We start from the raw sequence: 12750 nt of genomic DNA on the forward strand, positions 1-12750 counted from the left end.
CTCAGGCCTCCTTGTACCAGAAAACATCCGGCATATAGACGCCGAGATAGGAGGTGGGATCGAAGCCGTAGAGCGCTCTCTCCGGCAGGTTCTGCAGCTTGGCCGCGCGCAGGATCGGCTGCAACGTGCTGTTGATGAGGCCGATCGAGAAGACCTGCTGCGTATAGAGCGACAGCATTCTGTGCCAGATCGCCTGGCGCTCCTCGAATTTTGCTGTTGAGCCCCATTGTTTGAGCAGATCGATCAGTTCGGCCGCCTCCGGCAGGTCGGGCGCCACGCCCTCCTGGCCGGCGGAAAGATAATGCATGCCCCAGAGCGGCCACTGCAGCTGATCGTCAAGCGTCGGCGCAAGACCGGACGGCGACATGTCGGCCGTCGGCACGCCGTTGTCGAGGCCGTACCAGATGGACATCATGATCGTGCCGCTCATGGCGCGGTTGCGGAAGACGTCGCGCTGCGAGGTGCGGGTATAAAGCGCAAGGCCGATATCGGCCCAGTGATCGTGCACCAGTTCCAGCACGTCCGTATCGAGATTGCTTTCGCCGGCGGTCTCGACGGTGATCTCTGCGCGCCGCCCATCCGGCAGCAGCCGGATGCCGTCGTCGCCGCGCCTGGCCAGGCCGAGCTCGTCGAGCAGGCGGTTGGCCTCGTCGGGGTCGAACTTGACGAAGGCGTCGGCATATTCCTGCTTGAACAGCGGGCTGTCGGGCAGCACGGTATCGGCGCTCGGCGTGCCCAAGCCGTAAAATGCGACCATGTTGATTTCGTGCCGGTTGATCGCCAGCGACAGCGCCCGGCGCAGGCGTACATCGCGGAAAAGGCCGCGCCACACCTCGTCGGCGCAGTTGAGATTCGGCAAGAGCGTGATGCGCGAGCCGCGTGCGACCTTCCAGAGATTGACCTTCACCGGAAAGCGCTTCTCCGCCTCCTTCAGGAAGGTGTAGTCGTTGAAATCGATGCCGGTCGCCTGCAGGTCGGCCTCGCCCGCACCCGCCTTGGCGGCGATGATCGACGAGGAGGAGACGTTGAGGACGAAACGGTCGAGATAGGGCAGCTGCCTGCCGGTCTCGTCGACGCGGTGGAAGAACGGGTTGCGCTCGAAGACGAACTGCTCGGCCGGCAGCGCCGTCGTGTTGCGCCAGGGATCGAGCGTCGGCAGGTTCGGATTTTCCGGACGGTAGGAGCGCGCCATCTTGATGTGCAGATCCTGCCACTTCTTGACGCGGCTCGTCTGCATCATCTGTTCCATCTTCGCCTGGTCGGGCTGGAACTTCTTATGGAACTGCTTCAGGTAATGCGCCGGCCCGAAAATGACGAGCGGCTGCGGGCCTGCCAAGCTCGGCAGGAACATCGGGTTGGGTTTTTCCCAGGTATAGCGCACCGTCAGAGCATCGAGCATTTCGAAGCGCGGCAGATTGCCGTGCGGACGAAGCTCGAGGGCGCCGCCGCCCGGCGTCAGCTTGTCGTTGAGGATGACGTCTTCCCACCAGTAGCGGAAATCGTCGGCCGTAAACGGCTCTCCGTCGGACCATTTATGGCCTTCCCGCAGCGTGAAGGTGAAGACGGTGTCGTCCTCGGAGCGGAAGTCGGCCAGAATGTCAGGCTGGAACTGCAGGTGCTTGTTATAGCCGACCAGGCGGGAATAGCCGTAGATCGTCATGAAGCGGATGTCGCGCTGGCTGCCGATGATGGTCCGCACCGTGCCGCCATAGGTGCCGGGCTCGAGCCCCAGTTCCTTCAGGTTGACGATGCGCGGGCGGGCGGGAATGCGCTCGGCCATAGCAGGCAGGCTGCCGGATGTCAGCTTCTCCTTGAGGAACTCCGGCTCGACTGCCTGCTCGGCGCGAAGCACCGCCGGCGCGATCGCAGCACCGACGAGGCCGCCCAGAAAAGTGCGACGCGTCACCATCAGCGCAACTCCCTGGCATCGGCGCCCTTGCGGGCGCGCACCAGATGGCCGTCACCGAGGTCGGCATAGGCAAGCTCGGAAGCGTCGTCATGCTCGGCGGTGAAGGTCGCGCCCCAGTTCTGCTTGTCGGCGGCGCCGTTTTCCCGGAGCGCCTTGAAATTGAGCGGGCGGTCGAGATCGGGGAAGGGGACGGCGGCGAGCAGCGATTTCGTATAAGGGTGGACCGGATCGCGCAGAATAATTTCGCGCGGCGCGATCTCAACGATGCGGCCCTTGCACATGACGGCGATGCGGTCGGCCATGTAGTCGACCACGGCGAGGTTGTGCGAGATGAAGAGATAGGTCAGCCCCAGCTCCTTCTGCAGATCCTTCAAGAGGTTGAGGATCTGCGCCTGGACGGAGACGTCAAGCGCCGAGACCGGTTCGTCGAGAATGACGAGTTTCGGGCCGAGGGCGAGTGCACGGGCAATGCCGATGCGCTGGCGCTGGCCGCCGGAGAAGCTGTGCGGGTAACGGCTGAGATAGCGCTTGTCTAGGCCGATCGCCGCCATCAGCCCTTCGACCTTGCGCTTGCGCTCGTCGCTGTCGCCGCGATCGTGAATTTCAAGCGGTTCACTGAGAATGTTGCGCACCGTCATGCGCGGCGAAAGCGAGGAGACTGGATCCTGGAACACCATCTGGATCTTGGTGCGCATATCCTGCAGCTCGTCGCCTTTGACCGCGAGGACGTCGATGACCTCCTTGCCGTCGTTGAAGAGGACCGCGCCGGAATCCGGCGTTATCGCGCGCATCAGGATCTTGCTGAGCGTGGTCTTGCCGCAGCCTGATTCGCCGACCAGACCCAGACATTCGCCGCGGCGGATATCGAAGCTGACATCGTCGACGGCGCGCAGCACGGTGGCCTCGTGCTTGCCGAGAAAGCTGCGCTTGCGCGTCTTGTAGGTCTTCGACAGATTGGTGACGGACAGCAGCGTGCCCGGCGTTTCCGCTTGCAGCGGCTTTTTCTGGCCAACAAGCGCCTCAAGATTGACCCGCACATCGCGCAGCGCCTTCAGCCGCTCGCCGGGTTTCATGTCGAAATGCGGGACGGCGGCCATCAGCGCCTTGAGATAGGGATGCTGCGGGTTGCGGAAGATCGCCTCGACCGGCCCGGCTTCCATGATCTCGCCGTGATAAATGACGACCACCTCGTCGGCCATGTTTGCGACGATGCCGAGATCGTGGGTGATGAGCAGCATCGCCATGCCGAGCTTGGCCTGCAGGTCGCGCAGCAATTCCAGGATCTGCGCCTGGATCGTCACATCGAGCGCCGTCGTCGGCTCGTCGGCAATCAGGAGCGCCGGCTTGCAGATCAGCGCCATGGCGATCATCGCGCGCTGGCGCATGCCGCCGGACAATTCGAACGGATACATGTCGTAGGTGCGGTGCGGATTGGAAAAGCCGACGAGGCCGAGCATTTCCTCTGTCCTTTCACGCGCCTCCTGCTTGTCGATCTCGGTGTGGATCAAAAGCACTTCGCTGATCTGGTTGCCGACGGTGTGCAGCGGCGAGAGCGAGGTCATTGGCTCCTGGAAGATCGTCGCCATGCGCCGGCCGCGCAGGTCGCGCATCTGCTCGCTGTCGCGTGACAAGGAGAGGATATCGGTCGTGCTGCCGTCGAGCGGATCGGTAAAGAGGATGCTGCCCGACGCTCTGGCCGGATTGGGCAGGATGCCCATGATGGCCTGGCTGATCACCGATTTGCCCGAGCCGGATTCACCGACGAGAGCGGTGACCTTGCCCGGAAGGATGCGGAGATTGGCTTCCTTTACGACACGCAGGCGATCGCCGAAAACCGAGAAGGAGACGTCGAGATTCTCAATACGCAACAGATCGGCAGCGGACGCCATACCAATGAAATTCCCCAGTCTTCTATGTTCCCGTTAAGGCAACACTATCGTACCGCAAACGGGGTGTCTAGCTGATGACAATCAAGGGGAAATTGCCGCGTTTCACCATCTCTGTCCGGAAGAAACGCGCCGTTTTAGCGGTCGCAACCTGGCGTTTTACTGGATGAATTTCTCCATACTTGTGCGCTTCACCTGTTTCTTGGCGTCGCGGTGCAGGAGAATGACCTGTTCGGCTTCGGAAAGTCCGTTCTGCACGGCCTCGCGGAAATGTTCGTCGACATGGATCTCCGGGGCCGGGGCGCGCGGCTGCAGCACCGTAACCTTCTGGCGGATGCCGCGCAGCTTCTCCTCGCCGAGCCGCGTCCATTCGCCGCCGCAATAACCGGCGAAGGCCTGGCTGGCGACGACCTCTCGGCCGTATTTCTTGGTCAGGATCTGCAGACGCTGCACTTCGTTGACCGCTGATCCGAAGGCGGAGAAGGTCAGGCGGTCCTTCAGGCCGACATTGCCGAACATGACGTTGCCGACATGCAGGCCGATGCCGTAGCCGATCTTGCTGAGACCCTTCTGCTCGCGTTCGCCGTTGAGCTCGGCGACCCGTGCCTGGGCCTGGTGAACGGCCGAAAGTGCTGCCTCGCAGGCGATCTTCGACGGATCCTTGTGGCGCCCGCAGGGATAGACGGCCAGGAAGCCGTCGCCGAGGAAGCTCAATATTTCGCCGCCATTGCGGTTGAAGGGGGCGGCGATCGCGTCGAAGAACTGGTTCAGCGTGTCGATATAGGCCTGGCGGCCCTCTTTTTCGGCATACATGGTGGATTCGCGCATGTCGCCCATGACGAGGGCCGCGCGGATCGTCTCGCCGTCGCCGCGGCGGATCTGTCCGTTCAGCACCCGCTTGCCGGCGTCGCCACCGAGATAGGTGGTCAGCATATTGTTGGCGAGCTTGCCGAGCACTGCCATCTTGGCGGCGACCGCCAGATGGTTCTGCATTCGCAGCAGCGCGTCGATCATGTCGTCAGTAAAACCGTTATGATGGTCGGTCGACCAGGAGCCCATCATGCCCTGCACCGAATCATCGCCGAAGGGCTGCACGAAGGCGAGGTAATCGGTCATCCTGTCCTTGCGCAGGTCCTCGAAAATCGGGAATTCGGCCGGCCCTTCCTGCATCAGCCGGCGGCGGATGTGCTGCAGGTTGTTGTCGAGCAGGTAATAATAGGGGCTCTGCAGGAAGCGGTCCGGCTTCTGGCCGGCCGGCATGCGAAAACCCTCGATGGTGACGCCGCTGGCGCGCCGCCAGGTGAAGCTCAGCGCATCGTAGAGCGGATGCAGCATCGAAAAGGTCAGGTGCACGCGCGCAATCGGCAGGCCGGCGGAGGCCATCCTTTCGCAGAAGCCGCTCACGATAGTTTCGAGATCGTTCCCCGCCAGTGAAGAATTCGTCAGCCATTCGGCGACGCGGTCCAACAGGATGGAGGACACGCTGGATTCGATCGTGCTCATTCGCGGTATGATCCTCATAAGGCACGCCATCCCTAAAGAGCCAAAAGTCCCTCGGCCGACGCATTTTCATGCGCAGGTCACAAGGAAATCAGGATGTACGAGCGGTAATATTTGTCAACGATCTGCCGAAAGCCCGGCAGCAGCGCCCCTCAGTTCCCCTGGCGAGGAAGCGGACGGGAAATCCTTTCTCGATGGTACAATATCAAACTCAGATAGGGATGCTGCAGACGCGAAACAATGGGACCCGGACTTTTTTGTCCGTTCAGGTTGCAGCAAAGGCGCGCGCCGGGGCTTTTCGGCCACACCTCCGGCTAAAAGATCTTGAGTATGAATGTCCGGGAAATCGCGAGGCAAAACCCTGCCGCCTAACCCTCCCCACAAGGGGAAAGGACTTACCTTGCCCCAATGCGTCACTCATCGTCGAGAAGGCTGATGTGGAAAGAGGGCAGGCCGGCGCCGCGGGTGAACCCCTCCCCTTGTGGGCAGGGGTTGGGAGGGGTCATGGGTCGCCCACCGACGGTATTGCCCCGCGGGAATTAGCCCCGGGTTTAATTCCCCGCCATCATGCATTAGATCAGCTTCCCCTGTTCCGTTTGAGAGATCCCGCCTTGGCCACCTCCACCTTCGATACGGTTTTGCAGAAAATCGAAACCCGCGCGGCGCGCGCAGGCATTATCGGGCTCGGCTATGTCGGCCTGCCGTTGGCGATTGCCGTGGCGCGCAGCGGCTTTGTGGTCACCGGCTTCGACATCGACCCTTCCAAGATGGTAGCGCTCGATGGCCGCCGCTCCTATATCGACGCCGTCAGCGACGCAGCACTTGCCGCCGAGATCGATGCGGGCCGTTTCGAGGCGACCACCAATTTCGCCGGCCTTGCCGCATGCGATGTCATCATCATCTGCGTGCCGACGCCGCTGACCAAACATCGTGACCCCGACCTTTCCTTCGTCGAGGCGACCTCACGCTCGATCGCTGAGCGCCTGCGTCCCGGCCAGCTTGTTGCGCTGGAATCGACCACCTATCCCGGCACGACAGACGATATCGTCAAGGTCATTCTCGAAGGCACCGGGCTGAAATCCGGCGTGGATTTCTTCGTCGGCTTCTCGCCGGAGCGCGAGGATCCCGGCAACCAGCACTACCACACGGCCACCATTCCGAAGGTTGTCGCAGGCGACGGGCCCGAGGCGTTGGCTCTGATGAAGGCCTTCTACGGCGCGGCCGTTTCGACCGTCGTTCCGGTCTCCTCGAATGCGACGGCCGAGGCCGTCAAGCTCACCGAAAACATCTTCCGTTCGGTCAACATCGCCCTCGTCAACGAGCTGAAGACCGTCTATGCGGCGATGGGCATCGACGTCTGGGAAGTGATCGACGCGGCCAAGACCAAGCCGTTCGGTTACATGCCCTTCTATCCGGGCCCCGGCCTCGGCGGCCATTGTATTCCGATCGATCCCTTCTACCTCACCTGGAAATCGCGCGAATACGAGCTGCCGACCCGCTTCATCGAGCTTGCCGGCGAGATCAATTCGGCGATGCCGCGCTATGTCGTCGGCAAACTGGCTGAAGCGCTCGATATGCGCGCCGGCAAGGCGTTGAGCCGCAGCCGAGTGCTGGTGCTGGGGCTCGCTTACAAGAAGAACGTCGCCGACATAAGAGAGAGCCCGTCGCTGCGGCTGATCGAGATCATCGAGGAGCGCGGCGGCCGAGCCGATTACCACGATCCCTTCGTCGCCGAGATCCCGCCGACGCGCGAACACCGGGCCCTGAAGGGCCGCAAGTCGGTGACGCTGACTCCGGAGGCGGTGGCCGGCTACGATGCCGTGCTGGTCGCGACCGACCATGACAGGATCGATTATACGATGCTCGCCAAAACTGCGGCGCTGATCATCGATACGCGGAACGTCTTCGACCGGCTGGGCCTCTCGGCCTCTCACGTCATCAAGGCGTGACGGAAACGGCCGAAAGCGATTTGCCGGTCATGCGGCTGGCGGCGACGGCATAGCCGCCGGCGGCGCCATCGATGAAATGCATATGGTCGCGCGAGATCGGCGTCGGCACCAAGCAGGTCATCAGCGCCGAGGACTGGCGATGCAGGCCGTAGCGGGCAATGCCTCTCGCCCGCGCTTCTTCCAGCAGCGTCTCGATCCGTTTCAAGCGGGCGGCGTCGACATCGACCGTCATCTTCAGTCCGTCGTCGAACTTGCGGAAATCGGAATTGCCGGCGACGTCGCCCTTGTAGCGGCGGGCATCGAAGCGTCCGAGCGGAACGCCGAGCTTGTAGCAGACAACGACGATGGCGAGCTGCAGCAAGATGAAGAGCTTCTGCCACAGACGCCGGCCGGCCGGCGCAGTCGCCTTGGCCTCGCGATTGATGCCCTTCAGCGAGAAGGCGAATTTCGGGCCGTCGGCCGGCACCGGATGGCTGCCGCGGTTCTGCTCGGCGGTGATGGCGACGATGCCGTTGACGAGATCGCGAAATTCTTCGCCCGGTCGGCCTTCGCCGGGCACGGCGATGATCGAGACGATCTCGCCGTTCTCAGCCGCAATCGGGCTCCAGCGGCAGGAAAGGCCGGTGAGGTCGGGCCGCGTGCCCGGAGCGGCGCGCTCGACGCCGTAGCGGCCGAGCTTCATTTGTCGTTCCGCCCAGCTCGTGCCGCCGCCCCAGAACATCGCATAGGTGACATGCTGGCTTGCCGAATAGCGCGCGACGCGGACGTCGAGGCCCTCTGCGCGGGTATCGGCGACCGGCACGATGGCAATGCGCAGCATCAGGCCGAGATCCTCCTCGACCCAGACCTGCACGGCGGCGAGCGCATCCCGCGCCGTCTTCTCCAGCAAACCGGGAAGCGCGATCAGCGCGCCGTCGCCGCCGAAGACGAAAGGATAGTCGCCCTTGCCGACTGCATTCAGCACCGCCGAAATCACGCTGGCGCCGGCCATGTTGACGTCCTTGTAGCGGCCGCCGGCTATCGCCTGCGTCGAACCGACGATATCGGCAAGCGCCAGCACCCATCCCTCCGGCAGCGGCCGGTAATTGCGGGCATCGGTTACGCCCTCGAAGGCGCTGAAGCGCGGCACGCTCGCAAAGAATTCTTCGTCGGTCACGGTTGTCATGTCATCGACCTTAGCACGGACCCATATCGCTGCTGCAACGCCAATTCCCAATTACGGCAATCGACTTGGCAAGGTTTCATGTGTTAGCACGCGCTCACGATTTTCATCACGGATACGGATTTCGATGAGCCGCCTCGACAGCTTCATTCGCCGGTTGACGGCCCAACGCGACATTCTGAACGCAATCACCGCTCTGGTCGAGGACATCGAAGGCCCGGTGCTCGAGTTCGGCCTCGGCAACGGCCGCACCTATGATCACCTGCGCGAAAAATTCCCCGGCCGCCGCATCATCGCCTTCGACTGGGAGGTCCGCTCCTATTCGGCCTCGACCCCGGAGCCGCAAGACATGGTGACCGGCAACATCCGCGATTCCGGTCAGGCCTTCCTCGGCATCGGTGCCGCCCTTGCCCACGCGGATATCGGCACCGGCCACGACGAGATTGACGCGGTGACGCTGACCTGGCTGCCGCAGCTGATGGCCGGGGTACTCGCCCCGAACGGGATTGCGGTCAGCGGCCTGCCGCTGGAGCATCCGGATCTCACGGCCCTGCCGCTGCCGGAGGGAATCAAGGAAGGGCGCTATTTCCTGTATCGGAGGATGTGAGGGGAGAGCAAGCCGCATCCCGCTTTTGAAGGAGGAGAAAAATGAAACGTATCGAGATGGAAGTGAGCGGCGGCTGCCAGTGCGGTGCCGTGCGCTACCACGCAACCGCCATGTTCGACAATTCGCATCTCTGCCATTGCCGCATGTGCCAGAAGGCCTCGGGCAACATCTTTGCCGCGCTGGTCGCCGCGCCCGATGATGCGCTGAGCTGGACTCGCGGCAAGCCGAGCGTCTGGAAGAGCTCGGAGCTTGTCGAGCGCGGCTTCTGCGCCAATTGCGGCACCCCATTGTTCTTCCACCATCTGGAAAACGGTCGAACCAACCTGATGATTGGTTCGCTTGATAAACCGAACGCCTTCGCGCCGCTTGCCAATACCTGCACCGAGAACATGGTGGCATGGTTCGACACGATCACGGACATAGAAAATACCGGCGCGACTGAAAACAACGGTGCCGACTGGGCCGCGGCGATCAAGCAGAGCAACAACCAGCACCCCGATCGCGATACCCCCTCGTGGACAGTAAGCGGGCGTCACGGCTGAATCCTCGGAGCTTCCGCTCACGAGGCACAGGAACAAGCTGCAGCCGAGCGCGCCGTCAGTTTTGCCTCGAAGTTGGTCGCGATTTCTTTGAGCGTCACGCCGCCCAGCCGCCGCAGCAGCGCCTCAGCTTCCTTCATCGCACCAGCCAACCGCCATGGCCTTTTTCCGAATGCACATAGCCCTGCTCGCGACGTCTGGCCATGGTGCGGCTGACCACGACGGGGTTGGTTTAGCATCTTGGCGATCATCTCGGAGGTCGCCGCATTCTGATGCTGATCCATGTGCTGCACTGCCCCTGTTGCCACGGCTAGAGGTGAGCGGCGGCGAACTCGGCGTCCTCGCAAACCATGCGCATTCGGCCCATGCCGCCATGATGACCCGGACTGGGGCGCGACCATCTTCTTCACCCAGTTGCTGTTCGAGCCCGATGAAGAGCAGCTGGCACGGCTGACGGCCCGTGGGGTACGCATCGAGCGCAGCCCGATCGTGGAGCTGTTGGGCGATAGTCCGAATCTCCAGGCCAACGATCGGTTTTCAGGATGTAAGCTACGGCAAAAACAGCACATTGTACTGATCGAACTCATCCGGCAGATCCCGCACCTTCATCTCCACTTCGCGGTCCTCGAACAGCACGAGGCAATCCTTATAGAATCTCGACAGCATCGATACGAATTCTTTTGTGCCCTCGCGCCCATAGAACAGCGGCGTGAACTCCATATGAAGCGGCACGCGGCGGGAAAGCAGCGGCTGCATCGAGCGGCAGGCGATCGGCTCGTAGCCTTCGATATCCATCCAGACCAGGCCGATTGAGGCCGGGTCGATCGCGAGGTCGGCGAGGATTGTGGACACCGGTTTCACCGGCACGCTGATCTTCTGGTCGGTCGGGCTTTGGCGGATGGCGCTGCTCTTGCCGTGATTGTTAAGATTGAGGAAAAAGTCGATCTCGCCTGCGTGCTCGCCGGCGGCGCAGTTGACGAGCCGGACTTTCTCCTCCAGCCGGTTCTGGCGGATGTTGAGTTCAAGCAGCGGGAAATTGCGCGGGTCGGGCTCGACGCTGACGATTCCGGCGTAGACGCCGCTCAGGGCGAAATAGACGGTCTGAGTGCCGATATTGCCGCCGATCTCGAGCAGCGTCGCATCCTTCCTGAGCAGGCCGCGCTCGCGCAGGATGACGATCAGCCGGTCGACGGCGTCGCGCTCGAAATGGCCCTTCCGAAAGACCTTGCGGCCGATATAGTCGGCGGGCGAGAAGGTCATCAGATGATCACCGGCATCGACCGTCATCGAGACCACGCGCGGGCCGATATTCTCGATCAGCAGGCGACGGCCGAGGCGGGTGTCGAAGACGCGCGAAACCACGGCATTGCGCGCCTTGCGCAGGCGGCGGCTCCAATATTTGGCGGTGAGCCAGGGCTTGCCGGGCATCAGGCTTTTCCTTCGAGCGGTTCTCCCGCTTTCTCTCTCGGAATGACATAGACTTTCAAGGGCAGTGCCCGGCCGCGCACGCTGATTTCATGGCTTTCGATGCCGGCAAGATCGGCGCCGGAACGGGCCGCCACCGGTTCGGAGATGACGATCGCCGCCTCGAACTCCTTGGCGGCACTTTCCAGCCGGCTTGCGACATTCACGGTATCGCCAATCGCCGTCACGCTGCGCACCCGGCCATAGCCCATCGTGCCGATGACGGCCGGGCCGGTGTGGATGCCGATCGCGATGCGCAGCGGCAGCACCAGCTCGTCGGCGAGTTCGTCGGCGAGTTTCTCAATTTCCGTGACGATCGCGGCAGCCGCCTTCAGCGCCTGGCGGCAGGCCTCCTCCGGTGCTGTGTTGAGACCGAAGAGCGCCATGGCGCCGTCGCCGATGAACTTGTCGAGCCGACCGCCCGCCTGCTCCACCGCCTTGCCGATGATGGCGAAATAGCGGTTCAGCAGGAAGACGACGTCGAAGGGAAGGCGCGTTTCTGTCAGTGTGGTGAAATGGCGGATATCGACGAAGAGCACCGCGATTTCGCGCTCGCGGCCTGGGCTCGTCTCCTGGCTGTTTGCGGGCAGGGCGGTTTCGACCGCCGGCACCAGAAGGGGTGCGACCGCAACGTCGCGGTCCGGGCGCAGCTGGCAGGCAAGGCGAACGTCGGGGCCGGCATTGATGCGCTTGAGCGTCGTCTGCTCCATCTTGTCGGGCGCGGGCAGGCTTTCGTAATCGCCGAGGATCTGCACGCGGCAGGTGGAGCACTGGCCCTTGCCGCCGCAGACCGAATAATGCGGCAGGCCACCGAGCCGGCTTGCTTCCAGCACCGTGAAGCCACGCGGCACCCGGATCACCTCGCCGCCGGGATAATGCACCGCTACCTGGTCGAGCCGTTCCTTCAGCCGGCGCCGGGCCCGGGCGACGACGACGAGGAGCAGCGAGGCCGAGAAGGCGCCGTAGAGACCGGCGCGCACCGCGGCGATCCGGGCGCGAACCTCGGGGTCGTGGAGATAGTGGGCGTTGAGGTTGACCTCGTAAGGATTGGTCGCCAGTTGATAGGAGGGATCGGCAAGGGTGCGGCCCATCTGGACGAAACCGAGGACCGAGAGCACTGGCACGAGGATCGCCAGCGCCAGCAGCAGCGGCGCGGAGCCCGCATACCACGGTCGGTAGCGCAGCCAGAAATGGATGCCGATGCAGCCATGGAACCAGACGGCCAACACGCCCAGCACCTGGCGGGCGCCATTCGCCGGGTTCTTGATCCAGAGCTGCTCGACCACGGTCTCGTAATCGTCGATATAGCCATAGAGCTCATGGGCGATGCGCGTGCCGATGACGTGATCGATCAGAAGCAGCGGGATCAGCAGGCCGAGCACGAGCTGCGCCGTTTCCCCTTTCGGCATGACCAGGCTGCGGCGCATGTAGATGGCGCGCAGCACCAGCCCCATATGGATCAGCACGGAGGCATAAAACACCGTGGTGCCGAGGGGATTGCGCCAGATGGCGAGGAAAAGGTAGCGGGCCTTATCGGCGGCGGCAAGCGAAATCAGCCCGAGCGCATGGTTCGACAGATGCAGCAGGACGAAAATGAAAATGACGAGGCCGGAACCAAGCCTTGCCCTTCTGATCGAGCGCTCCGAAAAAATCCCTGTGACTGAGGCAGTCGTCATTCATTCCCGTTCTTGTCGATGTAACCGCGCGCCCATAGAGATTGGGAAAAAGGCGGAA

General features: G+C 62.8%; 9 protein-coding genes and 2 pseudogenes. 4 read left to right on the forward strand and 7 right to left on the reverse strand.

The window, feature by feature from the left end; genetic code table 11:
* Nucleotide 1: 1 nt before the first annotated feature.
* From RHE_RS24225 to RHE_RS24235, 3 genes are all read right to left on the reverse strand, one after another.
* Nucleotides 2–1909: an ABC transporter substrate-binding protein gene (locus RHE_RS24225; RefSeq protein WP_011427899.1), complete on the reverse strand. Its 1908-nt coding sequence runs from the start codon at nucleotides 1907–1909 to the stop codon at nucleotides 2–4.
* A complete protein-coding gene (locus tag RHE_RS24230) occupies nucleotides 1909–3798 on the reverse strand; it encodes an ABC transporter ATP-binding protein (protein ID WP_011427900.1) in 1890 nt (629 codons plus the stop codon). Before RHE_RS24230 ends, RHE_RS24225 begins: the two co-directional genes overlap by 1 nt.
* Before the next feature lie 156 nt (nucleotides 3799–3954).
* On the reverse strand, nucleotides 3955–5298 hold the full coding sequence (locus RHE_RS24235; protein ID WP_042119811.1) for an adenylate/guanylate cyclase domain-containing protein: 1344 nt from the start codon (nucleotides 5296–5298) through the stop codon (nucleotides 3955–3957).
* A gap of 608 nt (nucleotides 5299–5906) precedes the next feature.
* On the opposite strand from RHE_RS24235, the gene RHE_RS24240 reads away from it, so the two are divergent.
* A complete protein-coding gene (locus tag RHE_RS24240; RefSeq protein ID WP_042119813.1) occupies nucleotides 5907–7244 on the forward strand; it encodes a nucleotide sugar dehydrogenase in 1338 nt (445 codons plus the stop codon).
* On the opposite strand, the gene RHE_RS24245 is transcribed toward RHE_RS24240, so the two are convergent.
* Nucleotides 7234–8409, reverse strand: coding sequence for a DUF3095 domain-containing protein (locus tag RHE_RS24245; protein WP_011427903.1), 1176 nt, complete (start codon nucleotides 8407–8409; stop codon nucleotides 7234–7236). The two genes, RHE_RS24240 and RHE_RS24245, sit on opposite strands and share 11 nt — an antisense overlap.
* Nucleotides 8410–8533: 124 nt before the next feature.
* Here RHE_RS24245 and RHE_RS24250 point away from each other — a divergent pair, with 124 nt between their 5' ends.
* Both RHE_RS24250 and RHE_RS24255 read left to right on the forward strand, forming a co-directional pair.
* Nucleotides 8534–9013, forward strand: a complete 480-nt coding sequence (locus tag RHE_RS24250) for a class I SAM-dependent methyltransferase (RefSeq protein ID WP_011427904.1) — start codon at nucleotides 8534–8536, stop codon at nucleotides 9011–9013.
* Nucleotides 9014–9054: 41 nt separating this feature from the next.
* Nucleotides 9055–9555, forward strand: coding sequence for a GFA family protein (locus RHE_RS24255; protein ID WP_011427905.1), 501 nt, complete (start codon nucleotides 9055–9057; stop codon nucleotides 9553–9555).
* A 139-nt stretch (nucleotides 9556–9694) separates the two neighbouring features.
* Here the strand turns inward: RHE_RS24255 and RHE_RS34535 are convergent.
* Nucleotides 9695–9836: pseudogene (locus RHE_RS34535) on the reverse strand (Rrf2 family transcriptional regulator); the annotation flags it as partial.
* 3 nt (nucleotides 9837–9839) lie between these two features.
* Here RHE_RS34535 and RHE_RS34540 point away from each other — a divergent pair.
* Nucleotides 9840–10077: pseudogene (locus tag RHE_RS34540) on the forward strand (NAD(P)/FAD-dependent oxidoreductase); the annotation flags it as partial.
* Nucleotides 10078–10101: 24 nt separating this feature from the next.
* Here the strand turns inward: RHE_RS34540 and RHE_RS24265 are convergent.
* Together RHE_RS24265 and RHE_RS24270 are read right to left on the reverse strand one after the other, a co-directional pair.
* A complete protein-coding gene (locus RHE_RS24265; RefSeq protein WP_011427906.1) occupies nucleotides 10102–10980 on the reverse strand; it encodes an FkbM family methyltransferase in 879 nt (292 codons plus the stop codon).
* A complete protein-coding gene (locus RHE_RS24270) occupies nucleotides 10980–12692 on the reverse strand; it encodes an adenylate/guanylate cyclase domain-containing protein (RefSeq protein ID WP_011427907.1) in 1713 nt (570 codons plus the stop codon). Before RHE_RS24270 ends, RHE_RS24265 begins: the two co-directional genes overlap by 1 nt.
* Between the last annotated feature and the right edge of the window lie 58 nt (nucleotides 12693–12750).

The sequence above is a fragment of the Rhizobium etli CFN 42 genome, from assembly GCF_000092045.1.
Taxonomy (GTDB): Bacteria; Pseudomonadota; Alphaproteobacteria; order Rhizobiales; family Rhizobiaceae; genus Rhizobium; species Rhizobium etli.